The organism is Methylococcus mesophilus (genome assembly GCF_026247885.1).
GTDB classification, from domain to species: Bacteria; Pseudomonadota; Gammaproteobacteria; order Methylococcales; family Methylococcaceae; genus Methylococcus; species Methylococcus mesophilus.
Genome location: NZ_CP110921.1, coordinates 3,073,541 through 3,092,414, shown reverse-complemented (window position 1 = coordinate 3,092,414; position 18,874 = coordinate 3,073,541). Strand labels below are relative to the sequence as shown.

Below are 18,874 nucleotides of genomic sequence, written 5' to 3'. Positions count from 1 at the left end.
GCCCCCCATCGAATCGCGGCTGGATGCCAGAACCCCAAGACCTATTCCAGATTGGCGTGGCGCGTCCGCATCTGCTCTTCCGGGATCTTCTTGGTATGGATGATGTGGGAGATCGTGGCTTCGAGCAGCACCAGGGTGGAAAGCTCGAAAGTGGTGCCCATCGGCATGCCGACGACCTTCCCGTACTGCTCGGGGGTGCCGATCCGGAACACCATGTCCGCCATATCGCCGATCGTGGATTTGTCGCGGGTGGAGATAAGGGCGATGTTGGCGCCCTGTTCCTTGGCTTTCTTGGTGTAGGCGATCATGGTCTCGGTTTCGCCCGAACCGGAGATCACGATCAGGAGATCACCCTTCTGGATGCTGGGAGTGACGATTTCACCGACGAGGTAGGCCTGATAGCCCCCGTGCATCAGGCGCATGGCGAAGAAACGGCCGACCAGCCCCGAACGCCCGGCGCCGGCGACGAAGACGCGGCGCGAACGTTCGAGCAAGCCGGTCAGGCGCGCCTCGTGGGTCTTGTCGGTCGCGCCGAGCACGCCGCCGATCTTCGACATGATGAACTTGTGGTGGGCGCCGTCCAGCAGCTCGCGGATCGTGCGCGCGGCCGTGGCCGGACAAGGCGCCCCGTAAATCGCCGCGCCGACCACGACGATGTCTGCACCCGCCTTGGCGACCCGCGAAGCGGTGTTCTGGTTGATGCCGCCGGCGACGGAGATCCTGACCGGCAGCTTCAGGCGGGCGATGCTCTCGAGGTCGGCGAACGGCGTCTGGCCTTGGGCCTGGGCGTCGAGGCCAGTATGCACGCCGATGATCTGGGCGCCGAGCCGGGCGGCCTCTCGCGCGCAGGCGGCCTTGTCCGGCACGTTGATGAGATCGACCTGGACTTCCGCGTTATGCGCCTGAGCCGCCTTGACCACCCCGGCAATGGTCGCCGGTCCCGACACCCCGAGCACGGTGCAGATGTCTGCGCCCGCAGCATAGAATGGCGCGGCCTCGTATTCGCCGGCGTCCATGGTCTTGAGATCGACCAGAATGAGCCGGTCCGGATGACGACGCTTGAGCTCGCGGACGATTTCGATGCCGTTGTGCTTGATGCAGGGCGTGCCGATCTCGAAGATGTCGACGTATGGCGCCGTGAGGCGCGCAAGTTCGAGGGTCTGGTTGCGATCCAGCGAATCCAGGGCCAACTGAATGAGTGGTCTTGCCATGAGCGATCCTCCAATAGACTTTTGGTGTGAACTGGGGCGATGCCCGGAACGCCGGGATCGAGCCGTCCGCTTCCGGACGGCAAGTTTGCCAAGCGGTTAAAGCCCGGTCCAGAACCCTCGGGTCTCCCCTCAGGGCACGGCGCCCATTCCCGCCTCGACGCTGGCGCGGAAGCCGGCGCGGATTTCCTGCACGCGGGGACTTGCGCACAGCTCACGGCCGAGGCTCGACCGGCGGCAGCGGATGTCGAGGAAAACCGTTTCTTCTTTGGACCCGGCGATGCGGGCCAGCGTCAAGGCAATTTCCTGGTCCGACAACGGAACCGAAGTGTACACCAGGCGTTCGGTTTCCATCGCCAGCGGCGTAGCGGTCTTGCTGAGCACGTAGTTGAGCACGTAGCTGCTAGCCAGCGCCCAGGCCTTGGCGCAGATCGCCTCGGAAGAGCAGGCCACCGCACTGAGCACGCCGCTGTCGCCGTAGGCCGCGAACACCTCGCCGAGGGCGCCGTGGCTGGCACGCGCCTGTTCCGCCTTGAGCGAGCGGAAACGCTCGATGTCGCGGCCGAAACGGTCGGCGATGATGCGTTTCTTGTTTTCCAGGACCCGGATTTTGTCTTCGTAATCGGCAATCCGGCGGCGCTCGTCCTCAATGGCCTTCAAGACCTGCGCAGCGACGGCCTGGCCCTGGCGTTCCATATCGGCAGCGCGCTTTTCCTGGGTCCGCAGAATGTCCGCATGCCGCGCCCGGTATTTTTCCAGAATATGGACGGATGCGTCGCTCTGGGCGATCTGGTCGTTCAAGGCCAGCCGCATGTCTTCTTCGCTGGCGTAGGTTCGCAGCAACGCCGTGTCGCGGTTGCGCTGCTCTTCGACGAGACCCGCCGTTTCCGCTCTGAGGCGGCTCAGCATCTGTTCCCGCTGCAGCATTTCCGGACTCTTCGCGCCCTCGATGACCTCGATCTGGCGTCCCTGCACATCGAGCCGGAAATGTTTCTGCCGGGTCTGTTCCGGCGGAACGCTGTCCGAATAATGCGCATTCCCTTGCTCGTCCACCCATTTGTAGGTTGCCGCCGTTGCGGCCCAAGGCAGGGCGAGTGCTCCGCACAGCGCCCAGCCCAGCGCCCGCGCGGGAAGCGTGTTCCCGGTGCGGGCGATGGGATGCGCGCCGCGGACCATGGGTTCAGGCGGTGCCGTATCGGTTGCGGTAGACCTCCAGCGCCCCCAGCTCCTCGGCCCGGCCGGAGCTGCGCAGGTAGTCGATGAGGTGGCGGAAACCGACGATGGCGTGGACGGGAATTCCGAGGCTGTCCCGCACTTCCTGCACGGCGGACTTGCCCGACTGGCCGATCTCCTCGCGGTCCAAAGCGATCAAGACGCCGCACGGCGTGGCACCGGCGCCGCGAATGATCTCGATCGACTCCCGCACCGATGTGCCGGCGGTGATGACGTCGTCGACGATCAGCACGTCGCCGTGCAGCGGTGCGCCGACCAGGGTGCCGCCTTCGCCGTGGTCTTTCGGCTCCTTGCGGTTGAAGGCGTAGGGGATTTCCTCGCCGCTGGCCCTGGCCAGGGCGATCGCCGTGGCAGCAACCAGGGGGATCCCTTTGTAGGCCGGGCCATACAGCACGTCGGCCCGGATGCCGCCCGAGGTCAGGGTCTGGGCGTAGAACTCGCCCAGCCTGCCCAGCCGGGCGCCCGTGTTGAACAATCCGGCGTTGAAGAAATAAGGACTCTGCCGGCCGGATTTGAGGGTGAAATCGCCGAAACGGAGCACCTCGCAGCCGAGGACGAAATCGATGAACTCTTTCTGATAGGTTTGCATGAAACGGATAATGAAAGTCAGATTTCAGGGCACGGCCACCCGCCGCAGTAGGTCCTTGACGACGTGGTCGGTGGAGATGCCTTCGGCTTCCGCCTCGTAGCTAAGAATCAAGCGGTGGCGCAGGATGCACGGCGCCAGGGCATGGATGTCGTCGGGAGTCACGTAGTCGCGGCCGTCGAGCCAGGCGCGGGCACGGGCGCAGCGGTCCAGGGCCAGCGTCGCGCGCGGGCTGGCGCCATAGAGTATCCAGCGCGCCAGGGAATCGCCGTAGCGGGCCGGCTCGCGCGTGGCAAGAATGAGCTGCAGCAGGTAATCCTCCAGCGCCTCGGTCATGTAGACGCCGAGCACTTCCTCCCGCGCAGCGAACAGTGTCTGCTGGCTCACCGGCACCATCGCGTCGGCGGTCTTGCGCTCCGGCTGGCGGGCCTCGCCCCGCACCAGGTGCAGGATGGCCTTTTCCTGGTCCGCGCTGGGATAGCCGATGCGCACATACATCAGGAAACGGTCGAGCTGCGCCTCCGGCAAGGGATAGGTACCCTCCTGCTCGATCGGGTTCTGGGTCGCCATCACCAGGAACAGTCCGGGCAGCGGATAGGTCTTGCTGCCCACCGTGATCTGCCGTTCCGCCATGGCTTCGAGCAGGGCCGACTGCACCTTGGCCGGGGAGCGGTTGATTTCGTCGGCCAGCACCAGGTTGTGGAACAGCGGACCCGGCTGGAAATGGAACGAACCCTCCTGGGGGCGGTAGATTTCGGTGCCGGTCAGGTCTGCCGGCAGCAGGTCGGGCGTGAACTGGATGCGCTGGAAATCGGCTTCCACGCCGCGGCTCAAGACGTGGATGGCCCGCGTCTTCGCCAGGCCCGGCGCGCCTTCGACCAGCATGTGGCCGTCCGCCAGCAGGGCGATGAGCATGGCGTCGACCAGATCGCTTTGACCGATGATCTGGGCGTTGAGATAGGTCCGGAGCCGCTGAAGGTCCCGCCGCGCGTTGGAAACCGGCGCCGCAGAGGATTGGGGAGTAGCATTCATGCGTTTGGGATTTGCTGGCTGGTAGATCGGGACGGACATTATAAAGCGTGTCCGCGGCCCCGCATTCACGCCAGCCGGTTACACGCAGCCTTAACCTTGGCACTCTAGAATTCGAACGTTTAAGCTACCAGGCAGATGCGCCCCGTATGTCTTTCGAATCGCTGATAACCGAGTACGGCTTCCCGGCCCTCATCGCCGGGCTGCTCTTGGAGGGCGAAACCGTCCTGTTGATCGCGGGATTTTTGGTGGGACGCGGCTATTTTTCCTTCCACCATATTGTGCTGCTGGCCTTCGTCGTGACGCTCGCGGCGGATCAAGGCTACTTCTGGCTGGGTTACAAGCACGGAGATGCGCTGCTGCGCCGCTTCCCGTCCCTGGCGCCGGCGGTGGAACGGGCATCGACGCTGTTCCATCGCTACCATTCCTACTTCATCTTCGGCTTCCGCTTCTTCTACGGCCTGCGGGTGGTGACGCCCATCCTGATCGGCATGAGCCGGTTCTCGCCGGCCCGCTATGCCACGGTCAACGTGATCGCCGTGGGGGTCTGGGCGGTGGTAACGACGGGGCTGGGACTGGTGTTCGGGAAAGCCATCGCCGGCATGATCGACGATCTGCGCCAGTACGAATCCCTGCTGGTCGGCGGGCTGTTCATCATCGGTTCGGGCCTGGCTCTCTACCGATGGCGGCATATCGGCGACCGCAACCGGAACGATGCGGATCACACCCCGGACACCTGATCGTGTCCGGCGCGGGAATTCCACGCGTCGTGCGGACTGCGAGCCGGGTTTGGAGCGATGGGACCGCATGGATTATGCTATCCGCCCCCTGGCCCGGAGCCGGCAAGGCAGGCTTTTCAGTATAACGCGAGCTTATTGTCGTGATTATGACAATTTAGTTCCGTTTATGGATGCCAGCGCTTATAGTGCCTCGCGAAAAGGGATCGACCCGATGCCGGCTAGGGAACGGCGGTTCATTGCCACAGCGCTCTGCTAAACGAGTAGGAGAAAACCATGGCTGTCAAAACTTATAACGCGGGCGTCAAGGAATACCGCGAAACCTACTGGGACCCGAACTACACCCCCGCCGACACCGATCTGCTGGCGGTCTTCAAGATCACCCCGCAGCCGGGTGTGCCGCGCGAAGAAGCCGCCGCCGCCGTGGCTGCGGAATCCTCGACCGGCACCTGGACCACCGTCTGGACCGACCTGCTGACCGACCTCGACTATTACAAGGGCCGCGCCTACCGGATCGAAGACGTGCCCGGCCAGGACGAACAGTTCTACGCCTTCATCGCCTATCCAATCGACCTGTTCGAGGAAGGCTCGGTCGTCAACGTGTTCACCTCGCTGGTGGGCAACGTCTTCGGCTTCAAGGCCGTGCGCGGCTTGCGCCTGGAAGACATCCGCTTCCCCATCGCCTACGTGATGACCTGCGGCGGCCCGCCGAACGGCATCCAAGTCGAGCGCGACATCATGAACAAGTACGGCCGTCCGCTGCTCGGCTGCACCATCAAGCCCAAGCTGGGCCTGTCGGCAAAGAACTACGGCCGCGCCGTGTACGAGTGCCTCAGAGGCGGTCTGGACTTCACCAAGGACGACGAGAACGTCAACAGCCAGCCGTTCATGCGCTGGCGCCAGCGCTTCGACTTCGTCATGGAAGCCACCGAAAAGGCCGAGATCGAAACCGGCGAGCGCAAGGGCCACTATTTGAACGTGACCGCGCCGACCCCGGAAGAGATGTACAAGCGCGCGGAATACGCCAAGGAAATCGGCGCGCCCATCATCATGCACGACTTCATCACCGGCGGCTTCTGCGCCAACACGGGCCTGGCCAACTGGTGCCGCGAGAACGGCATGCTGCTGCATATCCACCGCGCCATGCACGCGGTGATGGACCGCAACCCCAACCACGGCATCCACTTCCGCGTCTTCACCAAGCTGCTGCGCCTGTCCGGCGGCGACCACCTGCACACCGGTACCGTCGTCGGCAAGTTGGAAGGCGACCGCCAGGCCACCCTGGGCTGGATCGACCTGCTGCGCGAGCGCACCATCAAGGAAGACCGCAGCCGCGGCATCTTCTTCGACCAGGAATGGGGCTCCATGCCCGGCGCATTCGCGGTCGCCTCCGGCGGGATTCACGTCTGGCACATGCCGGCACTGCTTTCGATCTTCGGCGACGACGCGGTGTTCCAGTTCGGCGGCGGCACCCTGGGCCATCCCTGGGGCAACGCAGCCGGCGCCGCAGCCAACCGCGTGGCGCTGGAAGCCTGTGTCGAGGCGCGCAACGAAGGCCGCCAGCTTGAGAAGGAAGGCAAGGAAATCCTGACCGAAGCCGCCAAGAGCAGCCCGGAACTCAAGGCCGCGATGGAAACCTGGAAGGAAATCAAGTTCGAGTTCGACACCGTCGACAAGCTCGACGTGGCCCACCGGTAAGCTTCAAGAGGATTCGGGGAATACCATGAGCGATATGCAAGACTACAAATCCAGCCTGTCCGACACCGGCTCACGCAAATTCGAGACCTTTTCGTACCTGCCGCCGATGGACCCGGCGAAGATCCGCCGCCAGGTGGAATACATCGTCAGCCGCGGCTGGAACCCGGCCGTGGAGCACACCGAGCCGGAGAACGCGTTCGATCACTATTGGTACATGTGGAAACTGCCGATGTTCGGCGAGACCGACGTCGACGCCATCCTGGCCGAAGCCGAAGCCTGCCACAAGGCGCATCCGCACAACCACGTCCGCCTGGTCGGCTACGACAACTTCAAGCAGAGCCAGGGCGCCGCCATGGTGATCTACAGGGGACCGTCGGTCTGATTCGCCTCTAGCCTGCAAGACTGAAATGAAAAGCCCCTGGCGGGAAACCGGCAGGGGCTTTCGTTTGTTCCGTCCATGTCGAATGGCCGCCAAGGGCCGAGAAATCAATCGGACTGCGATAGAGCCTGATCCGTTTCGCGCAGCCAAGCCCAAGCCTGCTCGGTCTCCACCGCATCGAAATATCTCACCGCAGCCTGGGTGAACGGTATGCTCAGCTTGGCCATCCATTCCTGCCATCGGCTCTCTCCTACCATAGCGATGCGCTCGAAATCGCCGTAGTGCCGCGTCGCGAATTTAAGATCCTCCCATGCGGCACCGAGATCCCAACCATGGAAATCCTCAAACCGAATAAACAGAGATAGCTTGCCCGCGGTCGCAAGTGCGTTCTCGACCAACGGCATGAATATCTTGTAGTCCTCCTCACGCAGTTTGCCGCTCAATTTCACACCCAGTATCTTGCTGCTACCTGTCTCGATCGATTCAATCATGATCTTGCCTCCCGAGTAGGTTGCGGTTTCACGCCCAGCAGGCGTGTCCAGACTTGAGCATACCCCGTCGGGCTTGATCATAACGACTCGTTAACGAAATATTCGGTGGTGAGCTAACGGGGACCCGCGCTCTGATCCTCCTCCGGCGCACAAGACCGCAAGAAAAAGCCCCTGCACGGCAAACCGGGCAGGGGCTTTTTTCAGACCATTGCGCCCGAGGGTCATAGTGCGCATAATTTCTGCGCACGAATAGCACGCAAGAGACACGCCATGTCCTTCCCCAACGCCAGCAAAAAAGCCGTCAACCTCTCGGCCAACGCCGAGCTGTTGCGCGAAGCCAAAGCCCTGAACATCAATCTTTCGCAAGCCTTCGAAACCCATCTGGCCGAACTGATCAGGGCCCGAAAGCAAGAGCAATGGCTCGCGGAAAATCTCAGCGCCATCGAAGCCTACAATCGGCGCATCGAAGAAACCGGAGTATTCGGCGACGGCTGGCGCAGTTTCTGATGGCTCAATTCGATGTCTATCCCAACCCGGACCGGCAAACGAACCTACGCATTCCGTATCTGCTGGAAATACAAAGCGACCTCCTGGCCGTCTTGAAAACGACCGTTCTCATTCCCCTCTACGATCCCGCCGAAGTCGACGTGCCTCCGGTTCGCGGCCTGATGCCGGTATTGGAATTCGAAGGCCGGTCCCTGGTGCTGGTGACGCCGGAACTGACAGGCGTCCCCAGAAAACGACTCCCGCTCAAAATCGGCGATTTACGCCAAGCGCGGGAAACCGTCCTCGCCGCGTTGGACATCCTGCTGACGGGAATCTGAACGCCGACTTCCCGGTCCGGTTCATCTGCACGCTTATCCCTTTTTTCCGGACAATCGGGCATCGACGCGCCGAAGCCTGCCACACATAATCATGTCCGTCTGGTCGGCTGCGACAACTTCAAGCAGAGCCAAGGCGCGGCCATGGTCTGATCATCCTCCGGCGCAAGATGCCGCAAGAAAAAGCCCCTGTGACCTGCTCCCCGAGATTAGTCCGGTCGTGATGTAGAGTCTGCCTCGATAGGAGGCAGCATGAAGAAGCGTTTCACCGAAGAACAGATCATTGGCATCCTGAAGGAAGCCGAAGCCGGCCTAAAAGTAGCGGAGCTGTGCCGCAAGCACGGGCTCAGCGAGGCGACGTACTACAACTGGAAAGCGAAATACGGCGGCCTGACAGTGTCGGATGCGCAGCGGCTCAAGGCACTGGAGACCGAGAATGCCCGGCTCAAGCGCCTGCTGGCGGAGGCGATGCTGGACAATGCTGCGTTGAAAGAGGTTGTAGGCCGAAAGTGGTAAGCCCACAAGCCAAGAGGGTGGCGGTCTCCCATCTGATGACAAAGCACCAGATGGGCGTCACGCGGGCTTGTGGGCTGATCGGTATTTCTCGGTCGCTGTATCGCTACGAAGCTAAGCGGCCAGCAGACCAGGAGCTCAAGGAACGACTGTGCGAATTGGCAGCGCAGAAGCGGCGCTATGGGTATCGCCGGCTGCACGTGCTACTTTGCCGAGAGGGTTGGGAAATCAACCGAAAGCGCACCTATCGCGTGTATCACGAGGCCGGCCTGATGGTCCGCAAACGAAAGCGGAAGCGCATTGCCGGCGTGGAGCGCCAAATCAAGGTCGCGCCATCGGCGCCTAACGAGAGTTGGTCTATGGACTATGTTTCGGACGGTTTGGCCGATGGTCGGCGGCTGCGGTGCCTGAATATCGTCGATGACTTCACGAAGCAGTGCTTGGCCATCGAAGTCGATACTTCGCTGCCTGGCAGACGTGTAGTCGGTGTGCTGCAACGGCTGGCAGAGATCCGCGGATTGCCCAAATCAGTCACCGTCGACAACGGCCCCGAGTTTGCCGGCAAGGCTTTGGATGAATGGGCCGATAGCCAAGGACTGTGCTTGAGCTTCATCCAGCCAGGTAAGCCACAGCAGAACGCCTACATCGAAAGCTTCAACGGCAAATTCCGGGATGAATGCCTGAACGAGCATTGGTTCGTCTCGATGTGCCATGCTCGCCAAGTCATTGAGGAGTGGCGTCGGGAATACAATGAGCAACGCCCCCACAGTTCGTTGGCTTACCTGACGCCAGATCAGTTTGCAGACACATTTTTAACCGCAGACTCTATGTCCGTTTCGGACTAAATCGGGGAGCAGGTCACCTGCACGGGAAACCGGGCAGGGGCTTTTTTCAATATCTGCTGGATACCAAGAGAGGATACGGGAACGGCGCCCGGAACACGGACGCCGCATACTTTTGCATGCCCACGAATCAGGCAACTATGAGAACACGCCAGATTACGGGCTAGGGCATGGACTGGGGCTAGGCACGGTGGACACACCGGTAGTCAACTGCGCTGATGAGCCGGCTAGGTACCCGGGAATACAGACGCAGGCCAATCCAGGAGAACCGTTGATGGGCATCGCGACCACTCCGCCGGTGGCATTGATATCGGACACGCATTGATTATAGTCCAGCGACGGTCCGCTGCTACTGCTAACCAAGTTCGGATTTGGGGTCGCGCATTCCAAGGACACGCTTGAAACGACTGGGCTAAATTGATTCGTCGCACTTGGCGGCACCACGTCGACACCAAACTGTACGGCTGACCCTTCCGTACAGGTCGCCATATTCAGCATTGCCGTAGCTTGCCCTTCCCAAGTTTCTCCCGACGGCTTGTTGCATACCGCAGACCACCCCGACACTGTTAGCACACCTGATGTGGGAGTGTAGGAAACGCCTGTAGGGCTAAAAGTCATAGAAGAACAATCTGAGGTAATGGGATACGGATAAGTATAGGATTCTATCGTCGGTGCCGCGCTCGGCGGATTCGTGTACGCGTAAGCGTCCGTGAGCGACAAAGAACCGCTGCTCAGATTGAAGTTCGTCGTCACGGCTGAGTAGGTAACGCCATCACTGTCGCTGGCGATCTGCGTCGGCGGCTGAAAGGACGCTGTCAGCGGATTGGCCAACACCAGCATGCCGTTCGCTTCACTGCTCGTGCTCGTCTGATTGGTCGCTGCGGTCACGTTCGAGCCGGTAAGTATGGCGTCCCAGATGTTGAGTTGGGAACTGTTACTACCAGCCGTTGTTGTGTAGACGTTGTTATAGGTAGGCGGCGGGGACAAACTCGATTGTTCTGTTTTCTGACAAGTAATTGACGATGAAAACTGATTGGCGCTCACCTGCAAATTACTACATAGGCTCTCGGTATAGATCGAGAAGTTCGCCCACAACGGATTGGCAGCCTCGTTAAACGGCTGAACGCCTAGCACCTGAACCCAGGACTGTACAGCATAGTTCGCCAGCAGCATGCCCAACAGGTTAGAGGCGCTATAGGTGGAATTGACGACGAGCGGCGCCGTCTGATAGGTCGGCGTGGGCTGGGCGAACGTATTGCTTATGCCGTTATCGACCACCGAGGTAAGACTACCCGTCGTCGCACTTACAGCGGTGATCGCAGCTATCTGGGCCGCTGCGGAAGCGCCGCCGGTCTCCACTGCAGCGGCCGCATCCAGAGCGATAGCCGTCGCCGACCATAATCCCTCGAAGAGCTTGCCCCAGAAAGTCAGGGTCGGAGAGTTGGCTGCTTTAAAGGACTGTACAACCTCATACGCGGCTTGATGGGGCGCGTAAATCAGCCATTTGGTGTAGGCTTCCGCGTTGGTGCTGCTCCCAAACACGGGGGTGCATCCCGAACAAGTGCCGTTCAAGGCGGCCAAGATCAACTGGTTTCCGGCCGACGTTGACGTTTTACTGAATGGAAACGAGCTGTCGTTCCATTGGAATGCGGGATCGCCACTTGGAGAGCCGATCGATGCGGCGAGAAACCACAGGATTTTCGCATTGAAGCTGCTGACGATGAAGGGGTCTCCGATCGCCAGCGTGAAAAAGCCTCCGAAGATCGGGTTATAGTTCGTCGACACGCCGTTGCTGGATTCGCTGGTGGTATAGGACGCCAGATTGATGGGATACATGGCCGCGCTAATCGCGTTTACTGCCGGGAAACCGGAGGCGGGTGTGTTCAGCGTGGAAGGCTGCAGGCCGGACCAAAGCCCCCCGGTGGCCTGATAGTAGCTCGCACCGCTGTCGACGTTGAAGTTGAAAACGGCGTTGGCGCTGTTCACGAATCCCGCGCCACCCGGATTGCTGTCGCTTGCGGTGAATGGCGGGTCGATCTGGCTGTTATCGAACACAGTATCGTTATCAATAATATTCGAGAATCCGCTTCCCGCCGAGGCCATATTGGCCATAACCATGTAGGTATACGAATCCTGAGTTCCAGGAATCAGGCAAGGCACCAGCCAACTGTCGGCTATCGCGATAGCATTGCCACCGGCCTTGAATTCCTGACTGGTTTCGAAAGTCTGAGCGCTCGCAAAGGCCGGGATCAACGTCCCTGTTTGTGACTGATTCGGGGGATTTATCGGATCGGGGTCCAAAAAACCAGTAAGTGGATTGAGGAAGAAACTCAGGACAGAACCCGAGCTGTTCCAGCCCACGGCCTGAGCCGGGCTGCCGGAGGGCGCATAGCCATTGGCGCCGGCAGTATACGGATCCATGTTGCAATCATTGCCCGACAGGTTGAATACGCTATAGGCCAGCCGTCCGGCCCCCTCCTGCCACGTGTAATTGGATCCGTCGGCACTGCCGAGGATGCATGTTTGCGCGATAGCGCAGACCAAAAGTTTGCGTTTCATGTCAGTTCCCCTTGGGCAGCTTGAAGTTGACGTTTTCCACCGTGAAGGCGTTGCGGATGTTGTTGGCTGCGATGCCGGGTATCCCGTACATGTTGTGGTAGGTGAAGTAGCTGCCTTTGTTCACGGTGAAACCGCTGAGCCGTCCCTGCTTGAAGGTGCAGCCGGTCAGCAGTTTGGCCTCCGGCATCAGCCCTTGCGCCAGTGACAGACCGCAGGCTTTCGCGTCGCGGCGGAACCGGAACGGCACGATGTAGGTGTAATTGCCGGGCCCGTAGAAAGCCAAGGCCGCATGCGGCTTGGCATCGGGGTTGGGAATACCTTGATGGGAACCCCAATTCGTGAGCCAGCCGATCTTGGAAATACCGTGCATGGCAGGAGCGATGGAAGTCAGTGCACTGACCTTGTTCGGGTGTACGTAGGTTTCCGCCTCGGTCAGCACCTGCTCGGTCACTTGTCCGGGCTTGACGGTATAGCCTTGGCCGGACACGGCGTTGAAGGTGACGCCGCCGAGCTCGCATTTCGGGTTGACCTGCTCGCCGCCGTTGGTGGGGTTGATCAGGAAATTGCCCGGCAGGTAGGCATGTGCGCCCGCGTTCACGAATTCGGCCAGACAGCCGCCGTTGTTGGTGCCGGGCACCGCCTGGAAGCGCTGGATTTTATAGGTGACCGTCGGCTTGGTTTTCTTGAAACGCAGGGTCATGGTCGTTACCGTGGCGACCCGGTTCTCCCGCACCGTGACCTTGGCCACGTTTTGGCTGTCTATGCCGGTGGCTTTGAAAATCTCGTAGTCGCCGGGGGGAAGCGCCAGAACGGTGTTGACGGGCATGGGCACATCCGCTGCCGGCTTTCCCGACCTGGGATCCTTGTACGGGCGCACACGGAAATCGCCGCTCACCTTGGGATTGATGCTGACCAAGAGGCATAGCCCGGTGGCGCCGGTATTGCCCGCCATGGGGCGCTTGCACTGCTGCGGATAATGCGCGTTCAGATCCTGCAGTAACACGGTGTCGCGCGGCGCCGGATCGGCGGCGCCGGCGGACGGCCACATACCCGCGGCCAGCAAGACCGCGGCCCCCGCTCCCAAATCCCGCCGGTTCCAAAACCCCGGCCGTTTCGTACCTGCTCTCATGCGTCACCTCTTCGTGTGAGTGCTGCCCCAACCGGGGCTGGTTCCTGTACCGCCCGAATCCCGACGCTCTTCTGCCGGTTGACATAGAAGCCTGCCCGCGCCCTTTGCGGCGCGCGCTGCGGGTTCGTCTATGCCTGCTTAATAGCGGGCGGGAACGAACCGAGAATAGAGCAAACTCAAGCCTTTTTGGCTCTCAATAACTCTCAGTATGAGAGCGTTTGGAAGGCGAGCGGCAAACCGCTCTGAGGCTCAGACAGCACCGGGGAAGGTTGAGAAGGGCAGACGGATGGCAAACACCGCGCCGTGCGGCGCGTTGTCGCGGACCAGGGCTTCGCCGCCGTGCAGGCGGGCGATGGTGCGGACGATGGAGAGGCCCAGGCCGCTGCCGGGGCCGGCGTCGCGGCGGTAGAAGCGCTCGAACACGGCCTCCTTGTCCGCGTCCGGCACGCCGGGCCCGCGGTCGGCGACGGCGATTTCCAGCAGGTCTCCCCGCCTTTCGAGCCGGACTTCGGGCGGCCCGCCGGCGGCGCTGTGGCGCAGGGCGTTGTCGATCAGGTTGTGCAGGGCGATCGCCAGCAGTTCGGCGTCCACCGCCACGCGCGCCGCGCCGTCCAGGCCGCGCCAGGGGATGGGCGGGGCATAGCGCTCCGCCACCTGGGCCGCCACGGCGTTGAGGTCGGCCTCCTGCCGCACCAGGCCGAAGCGCAGTTCGCGCAGCCGGTCCTGGGCGATCAGGGTGTTGGCGAGATGGGTGAGGCGCTGGGTGGCTTTGCCGATGTTGTCCAGCCGCCCGGCGGCGGCCGGCGGAAGACTGACCGCCAATAGCTTCAAGGAGTCGAGCGAGGCCTGGATCATGGCGGCAGGGGTGCGGAATTCGTGCGAGGCCAGGGACAGCAATTGACGCTGCTCGGCTTCGGCCAGGGAGACGTCGGCCAGGGCCTCGCGCAGCTTGCGGTCGTCGTCCTGCTTGGACAAGAGCAGGAAGCCGAAGCCGTTGACGGTGACGATCAGATAGCCGACCACCCAGAGCAGGGTATGCAGAACCTTGTAGCTGTCGAGCGTATGGTCGCCGATCCAGACCAGATGCACGACGCGCAGCAAGAACAGCAGGCCCAGCACGGCATTGGTGAACGCCATCATCCGGGCCAGCCGGCCGTGCTGACGGCTGAGCAGCAGCACGGCCGCCATGGCCTCGAAATAGGCGGTGTTGATCGAGGAGAAATAGATCAGGTCGATGCGCCGCCCGACCTCGAAAGCGTGCAGGGCAAGCTGCACGGCCAGCGCCAGGGCGGTCAGTCCGATCAGCGGCCGGCGCCAGCCGCTAAGGCCGAGCAGGCCGGCATAGGCGGCGAACTCCAGCGCCCAGGCCGGCGGCAGCAGGAGGTGCGAAGCGGTCATCGACAGCCAGGCCGGGATCGCCGGCCGCAGCCAGATCAGCAGGAAGGCGACGCCGGCCACGGTGCGCGCCCAGCGCCAGATCGCCAGCGGCGGATTGGCATTACGGGCGGAGCGGGCATACACCGCGGCGAGAGCTGCGAAGGCGAGATTGCCCAGGCCCGCGGCCAAGGCTAGAGTAAGGACGTCGATCAATCCGTGTTCTCCCAAATGATTGAGAAAGCCCCGCCCTACACCGTGTCGATCGTCGAGGACGAGCCTGTCCTGCGCGAAGAGCTGGCGTTCCAGCTCGCACATCACGGCTTTGCCGTGGAGACCTTCGAAAATGCCGCGCAATTCTACCGTTACCTGGCCGTGCGGCCGAAAACGGTGGCCGTGCTGGACATTGGCCTCGCCGGAGAAGACGGCCTGTCGGTATGCCAGTACCTGCGCTCGCATGACACCGGCATGGGCATCGTGTTCGTGACGGCCCGCGGATTGCGCGACGACCGCCTTAGCGGCCTCGATGCAGGGGCGGATGCCTATTTGGTCAAGCCCGTCGACTTGGACGAACTGGTGCTGATCCTGCGCCGGCTGGGGCAACGTCTGACCACTGCAGCAACGGCGGAACCGCGGCCGGTGCGCGCCTCCATGGACGGGCAATGGGAGTTGGATAGCGGATTAGGCATGCTGGTTACGCCCAACGGCACGCGGATACGGCTTTCCTTGAGCGAGGCTCAGCTTCTGCATGCCCTCCTCGCCCACCAGGGCGAGCCGTGTACGCATGCCGAGCTGGCTGCCGCGTTGGGCTCGATGCCAGAGGACTACAACAAGCATCGGACGGAGGTAATTTTCAGCCGCCTGCGGGAACGCGTATACCGGCACAGCGGCCTGGCTCTGCCCATTCAAGCGGAGAGATGCGTGGGCTATCGCTTGCTGCCTTTCGCAACGGGAGCCCACCCGCAAGCGGCGATCGGCGAGCTGACAACGCCGCAAAGTTTGGGGTAATCTGACCGGCCGATCCCCCCAGAAAGAGCATGCACCGATGACCGCACAATCCGCGGACCAATACCTGATCGAGGGACAACCCTATTACCGCCCCACCGCCGACGAAGTGGAACTGTTCGAGGCCGCCTACGCCGCGCGCATGCCGGTGATGCTCAAGGGCCCGACCGGCTGCGGCAAGACCCGGTTCGTGGAGTACATGGCCTGGAAGCTGAAGCGCCCGCTGATCACGGTGGCCTGCAACGAGGACATGACGGCTTCGGACCTGGTCGGCCGCTTCCTGCTCGACGCCAGCGGCACCCGCTGGCAGGACGGTCCGCTGACTCTCGCCGCCCGTATCGGCGCCATCTGCTATCTCGACGAAGTCGTGGAGGCCCGCCAGGACACCACCGTGGTCATCCACCCGCTGACCGACCACCGCCGCACCCTGCCGCTGGACAAAAAGGGCGAACTGGTTCACGCACATCCGGATTTCCAGTTGGTGATTTCCTACAATCCCGGCTACCAGAACCTGCTGAAAGACCTCAAGCAATCGACCAAGCAGCGCTTCGGCGCACTGGATTTCGGCTATCCCGAAACCGCGGTCGAGGTCGATGTGGTGTCGCACGAGACCGGCATCGATCCCAAGATCGCCGAGAAGCTGGTGCAGATCGCCCATCGTGCCCGGAACCTCAAGGGCCACGGCTTGGACGAAGGCATCTCGACCCGGTTGCTGGTCTACGCCGGCCATCTCATCGCCAAGGGCATCGCCCCCCGGGCAGCCTGCATGATGGCGCTCGTCCGTCCCCTCACCGACGACCCGGATATACGCGATACCCTTGACGCCGCCGTAGCAACGTTTTTCTGACGCCTTGGCGGGAGGGCGCTACGCTGCCCTTCCGCACCCGAAAACCTGCGCCGCCCCCCGGAGGATTCACTCCTCCCCATTCTTCAATACATTATCTTCAGCAACACCGCAAAGAACGTATTGGTCCGGCCCGAATTGAGCGTACCGGCCACCTCACGCCGGCTGCGGCCTGCAGTGGGTTCGGCGTACGAAAAAATTGGGCCGGAGTAATAGTCAGGTGCAACAATTTAGCGTGCCCCATGTCATACGGCTGTGGCCAATGTCATGTAACCGCTCTCCGCTGCAGGACATATTAGCTTGTTACAGCTCTATCGCAGCCGCAATGGCCATCCGGCGTCATCGAACTTGGTGAGTCCAAGAAGGAGTTGAGCAAATGAACACAAGATTTCTTGCCCCCCTGTCCGGCCTGGTCCTCGTGGCTACGCTCGCGGAAGGAACACCGGCGCAGGCCGCCACGCTGCCCGCGCCGGTACCCAACGCGATCGTCAGCGCGTCTTCCTCCTGGGGCACCGCGAGCGATTCCTGGGCCGGCTACACCGGCGCCCTGCAAATCTGGGTACCCGACGCGGTCAGCGGCGGCTGGACCCTGACGTTCCAGTCGGCCGGCCTCGGCCGGCAGGCACAGGCCTCTTCCTTCTGGAACGCCAATGCCGTTTTCGACGCCGCAACCAACACGTTCACCCTCACTTCGCCTTCCTGGGGCAGCGACGTGGCCGCAAACAGCGTGCTGGACGTCGGCTTCAACGCCAATGGCGCGTTCGACACCTCTGTCGATCTGGCCAACTGCAAATTCAACGGCCAGCCCTGTGTGATCTCGGCCATGACGTCCCAGTCGGCCCAGCAGACCCTGGCCAACCTGAAAGCCGGCTACCAGGGCGGTGGATCGGCCACGCCGACACCCGCACCTTCGGTGACACCGTCCCCGTCTGCAACACCGGTTCCGATCGCAAGCCCGAAACTGGAAGTGCTGTTTTCCATCAGCAGCTCGTGGGATGGCGGCTACAGCGGCAACGTCGCAGTCAAGAACCTGTCCTCGAAGACTTTGAAGGCCGGAGCCAACGGCTGGCAGGCCCCGCTGCAATTTCCCGATGCAGCCACTGCCCAGGACGTGTTCAAGAGCGGACCTTGGAACTTTTCTGTCAACATCGCCGGCGACGGTACCGCAACGCTCAAGCCGAAATCCTGGGTGGCGGCCCTAGCACCCGGCGACGTGGCGGCAAGCGGCTTCAACGGTGGGTCGCCGGCCAACCTGCAGAAGGCAGCCGCTGCAGACTCCACGGTGACGGTGCTGTTCGCACCCTCGGTGCCGAATTCGAACCCGACGCCGACCCCGAATCCGACAGCCACTCCGAGCCCCACGGCTACCCCGAGCCCGACGCCGGGCGCATCGGCGACGCCGAGTCCGAGTCCGACGCCGGTACCGACCACCCCGCCGACCGGAGGCGCCGGCAGCCTGCTGTTCAGCCCCTACAAGGACGTCACGATCTCGATGAACTGGAACAGCAACGTCATGTCGACCGCGGTGACCGGCACGCTGTCGCCGCTCCTGAGCGTGCTGCCGGCTAAGGTATCCGCAGTGACCTGGGCCTTCGCGACCGGCGAGTGCGGCAAGGAGAACTGGGCCGGCATCCAGCCCGATGTTCTGGTCCAGGCCAACCTGCAAGCCTTCGTCGATGCCGGCATGGACTACGTCGTCTCAACCGGCGGCGCGGCAGGCGCTTTCACCTGTTCGAGCGAAGCCGGCATGCGGGCCTTCATCAACCGCTATGCCTCGAACCGTCTGGTGGGCATCGATTTCGACATCGAAGCCGGCCAAAGCCAGGCCGCCATCGCCAGTCTGGTCCAGCAGGTGGCCGCGGTGCAGTCGGACTATCCCAACCTGCGCTTCAGCTTCACCGTGGCCACCTTGGGATCGTCCAACGGGACCGTCACGTCGAACCCCTACGGCGACCTGAACGTCACGGGGCACAACGTGGTCAAGGCGGTTCAGCAATATGGCGTCGCCAACTACACCATCAACCTGATGGTCATGGACTACGGCACGGCCAACGCCGGAAACTGCGTCGTCGTGAACGGCCTGTGTGACATGGGTCAGACGGCCATCCAGGCGGCCAAGAACCTGAAGGCCAAGTACGGCATTCCTTACGCGCGGATCGAGCTGACCCCGATGATAGGCGTGAACGACGTTTCCGACGAGTTGTTCTCGCTGCAGGACACCGACACCATGGTGCAGTGGGCACTCGCCAACGGTATCGCCGGCATCCACTTCTGGTCGGCCGACCGCGACACGCCGTGCAGCCAAGCCTCGGCCTCGCCGACCTGCAGCTCGGTCCCCAGCGTGCCGGCCTGGGGCTACACCTACCGCTTCATCAGCGATCTGGGCCTGTAACGGCCGCCCCCGGTCGAAGCGCTGCCCCCAGGGG

General features: G+C 62.3%; 17 protein-coding genes. 9 read left to right on the top strand and 8 right to left on the bottom strand.

All coding sequences use genetic code 11. The annotated features are described in order from the left end of the window. Positions 1-41: 41 nt before the first annotated feature. The 4 genes from hxlAB to OOT43_RS14680 all read right to left on the bottom strand — a co-directional run bounded on the left by hxlAB (position 42) and on the right by OOT43_RS14680 (position 4,059). Positions 42-1,211 carry a bifunctional 3-hexulose-6-phosphate synthase/6-phospho-3-hexuloisomerase gene (gene hxlAB, locus OOT43_RS14695; RefSeq protein WP_266021315.1) on the bottom strand — a complete coding sequence of 390 codons (1,170 nt, stop codon included), beginning with the start codon at positions 1,209-1,211 and terminating at the stop codon, positions 42-44. A 129-nt stretch (positions 1,212-1,340) separates the two neighbouring features. Further along, entirely contained in the window at positions 1,341-2,384 is a 1,044-nt protein-coding gene (locus tag OOT43_RS14690; protein ID WP_266021314.1) for a DUF4124 domain-containing protein, read from the bottom strand. A gap of 4 nt (positions 2,385-2,388) precedes the next feature. Continuing rightward, complete coding sequence (pyrE, locus tag OOT43_RS14685; protein ID WP_266021313.1) at positions 2,389-3,030, bottom strand: orotate phosphoribosyltransferase; 642 nt, start codon at positions 3,028-3,030, stop codon at positions 2,389-2,391. Between the two features lie 24 nt (positions 3,031-3,054). Beyond that, the gene (locus OOT43_RS14680; RefSeq protein ID WP_266021312.1) at positions 3,055-4,059 is read right to left on the bottom strand and encodes an AAA family ATPase; all 1,005 of its coding nucleotides are present in this window, start codon (positions 4,057-4,059) and stop codon (positions 3,055-3,057) included. A 146-nt stretch (positions 4,060-4,205) separates the two neighbouring features. Here OOT43_RS14680 and OOT43_RS14675 point away from each other — a divergent pair, with 146 nt between their 5' ends. The 3 genes from OOT43_RS14675 (at position 4,206) to OOT43_RS14665 (ending at position 6,873) form a co-directional block, all read left to right on the top strand. Next, positions 4,206-4,796 carry a DedA family protein gene (locus tag OOT43_RS14675; protein ID WP_266021311.1) on the top strand — a complete coding sequence of 197 codons (591 nt, stop codon included), beginning with the start codon at positions 4,206-4,208 and terminating at the stop codon, positions 4,794-4,796. Between the two features lie 273 nt (positions 4,797-5,069). Further along, on the top strand, positions 5,070-6,491 hold the full coding sequence (locus OOT43_RS14670) for a form I ribulose bisphosphate carboxylase large subunit (RefSeq protein WP_266021310.1): 1,422 nt from the start codon (positions 5,070-5,072) through the stop codon (positions 6,489-6,491). Between the two features lie 25 nt (positions 6,492-6,516). Beyond that, positions 6,517-6,873 carry a ribulose bisphosphate carboxylase small subunit gene (locus tag OOT43_RS14665; protein WP_266021309.1) on the top strand — a complete coding sequence of 119 codons (357 nt, stop codon included), beginning with the start codon at positions 6,517-6,519 and terminating at the stop codon, positions 6,871-6,873. A gap of 104 nt (positions 6,874-6,977) precedes the next feature. On the opposite strand, the gene OOT43_RS14660 is transcribed toward OOT43_RS14665, so the two are convergent. After that, the gene (locus OOT43_RS14660) at positions 6,978-7,442 is read right to left on the bottom strand and encodes a SpoIIAA family protein (protein ID WP_266021308.1); all 465 of its coding nucleotides are present in this window, start codon (positions 7,440-7,442) and stop codon (positions 6,978-6,980) included. 189 nt (positions 7,443-7,631) lie between these two features. Here OOT43_RS14660 and OOT43_RS14655 point away from each other — a divergent pair, with 189 nt between their 5' ends. The 3 genes from OOT43_RS14655 (at position 7,632) to OOT43_RS14645 (ending at position 9,540) form a co-directional block, all read left to right on the top strand. After that, positions 7,632-7,868 carry a type II toxin-antitoxin system CcdA family antitoxin gene (locus OOT43_RS14655; RefSeq protein ID WP_266021307.1) on the top strand — a complete coding sequence of 79 codons (237 nt, stop codon included), beginning with the start codon at positions 7,632-7,634 and terminating at the stop codon, positions 7,866-7,868. Then, positions 7,868-8,185, top strand: coding sequence for a CcdB family protein (locus tag OOT43_RS14650; protein WP_266021306.1), 318 nt, complete (start codon positions 7,868-7,870; stop codon positions 8,183-8,185). Before OOT43_RS14655 ends, OOT43_RS14650 begins: the two co-directional genes overlap by 1 nt. A 249-nt stretch (positions 8,186-8,434) precedes the next feature. Beyond that, positions 8,435-9,540, top strand: a protein-coding gene (locus OOT43_RS14645) for an IS3 family transposase (protein ID WP_394358012.1) whose coding sequence is annotated in 2 segments (ribosomal slippage) — positions 8,435-8,693 and positions 8,693-9,540 — 1,107 coding nt in all. Because the reading frame shifts where the segments join, the coding sequence is not laid out codon by codon here. Between the two features lie 153 nt (positions 9,541-9,693). On the opposite strand, the gene OOT43_RS14640 is transcribed toward OOT43_RS14645, so the two are convergent. The 3 genes from OOT43_RS14640 to OOT43_RS14630 all read right to left on the bottom strand — a co-directional run bounded on the left by OOT43_RS14640 (position 9,694) and on the right by OOT43_RS14630 (position 14,815). Next, positions 9,694-12,096, bottom strand: a complete 2,403-nt coding sequence (locus tag OOT43_RS14640; RefSeq protein ID WP_266021305.1) for a hypothetical protein — start codon at positions 12,094-12,096, stop codon at positions 9,694-9,696. A 1-nt stretch (position 12,097) separates the two neighbouring features. Then, positions 12,098-13,225 (bottom strand): hypothetical protein, encoded by a 1,128-nt coding sequence (locus OOT43_RS14635; RefSeq protein WP_266021304.1) that lies wholly within the window; start codon positions 13,223-13,225, stop codon positions 12,098-12,100. Between the two features lie 249 nt (positions 13,226-13,474). After that, positions 13,475-14,815, bottom strand: coding sequence for a sensor histidine kinase (locus OOT43_RS14630; RefSeq protein WP_266021303.1), 1,341 nt, complete (start codon positions 14,813-14,815; stop codon positions 13,475-13,477). A 15-nt stretch (positions 14,816-14,830) separates the two neighbouring features. Between OOT43_RS14630 and OOT43_RS14625 the strand changes: the two genes are divergently transcribed. The 3 genes from OOT43_RS14625 to OOT43_RS14615 all read left to right on the top strand — a co-directional run bounded on the left by OOT43_RS14625 (position 14,831) and on the right by OOT43_RS14615 (position 18,840). Then, positions 14,831-15,607 (top strand): response regulator transcription factor, encoded by a 777-nt coding sequence (locus OOT43_RS14625; RefSeq protein WP_266021302.1) that lies wholly within the window; start codon positions 14,831-14,833, stop codon positions 15,605-15,607. 37 nt (positions 15,608-15,644) lie between these two features. Beyond that, complete coding sequence (locus OOT43_RS14620) at positions 15,645-16,451, top strand: CbbQ/NirQ/NorQ/GpvN family protein (RefSeq protein ID WP_317134000.1); 807 nt, start codon at positions 15,645-15,647, stop codon at positions 16,449-16,451. A gap of 373 nt (positions 16,452-16,824) precedes the next feature. After that, entirely contained in the window at positions 16,825-18,840 is a 2,016-nt protein-coding gene (locus tag OOT43_RS14615; RefSeq protein WP_266021301.1) for a cellulose binding domain-containing protein, read from the top strand. Positions 18,841-18,874: the final 34 nt, after the last annotated feature.

Coding starts and splice junctions, on each gene's coding strand:
- OOT43_RS14625 (WP_266021302.1), top strand. CDS start 14,831: ATGATTGAGAAAGCCCCGCCCTACACCGTGTCGATCGTCGAGGACGAG.
- pyrE (WP_266021313.1), bottom strand. CDS start 3,030: ATGCAAACCTATCAGAAAGAGTTCATCGATTTCGTCCTCGGCTGCGAG.
- OOT43_RS14675 (WP_266021311.1), top strand. CDS start 4,206: ATGTCTTTCGAATCGCTGATAACCGAGTACGGCTTCCCGGCCCTCATC.
- OOT43_RS14655 (WP_266021307.1), top strand. CDS start 7,632: ATGTCCTTCCCCAACGCCAGCAAAAAAGCCGTCAACCTCTCGGCCAAC.
- OOT43_RS14650 (WP_266021306.1), top strand. CDS start 7,868: ATGGCTCAATTCGATGTCTATCCCAACCCGGACCGGCAAACGAACCTA.
- OOT43_RS14660 (WP_266021308.1), bottom strand. CDS start 7,442: ATGATCAAGCCCGACGGGGTATGCTCAAGTCTGGACACGCCTGCTGGG.
- OOT43_RS14680 (WP_266021312.1), bottom strand. CDS start 4,059: ATGAATGCTACTCCCCAATCCTCTGCGGCGCCGGTTTCCAACGCGCGG.
- OOT43_RS14640 (WP_266021305.1), bottom strand. CDS start 12,096: ATGAAACGCAAACTTTTGGTCTGCGCTATCGCGCAAACATGCATCCTC.
- OOT43_RS14690 (WP_266021314.1), bottom strand. CDS start 2,384: ATGGTCCGCGGCGCGCATCCCATCGCCCGCACCGGGAACACGCTTCCC.
- OOT43_RS14615 (WP_266021301.1), top strand. CDS start 16,825: ATGAACACAAGATTTCTTGCCCCCCTGTCCGGCCTGGTCCTCGTGGCT.
- OOT43_RS14670 (WP_266021310.1), top strand. CDS start 5,070: ATGGCTGTCAAAACTTATAACGCGGGCGTCAAGGAATACCGCGAAACC.
- OOT43_RS14620 (WP_317134000.1), top strand. CDS start 15,645: ATGACCGCACAATCCGCGGACCAATACCTGATCGAGGGACAACCCTAT.
- OOT43_RS14665 (WP_266021309.1), top strand. CDS start 6,517: ATGAGCGATATGCAAGACTACAAATCCAGCCTGTCCGACACCGGCTCA.
- OOT43_RS14635 (WP_266021304.1), bottom strand. CDS start 13,225: ATGAGAGCAGGTACGAAACGGCCGGGGTTTTGGAACCGGCGGGATTTG.
- hxlAB (WP_266021315.1), bottom strand. CDS start 1,211: ATGGCAAGACCACTCATTCAGTTGGCCCTGGATTCGCTGGATCGCAAC.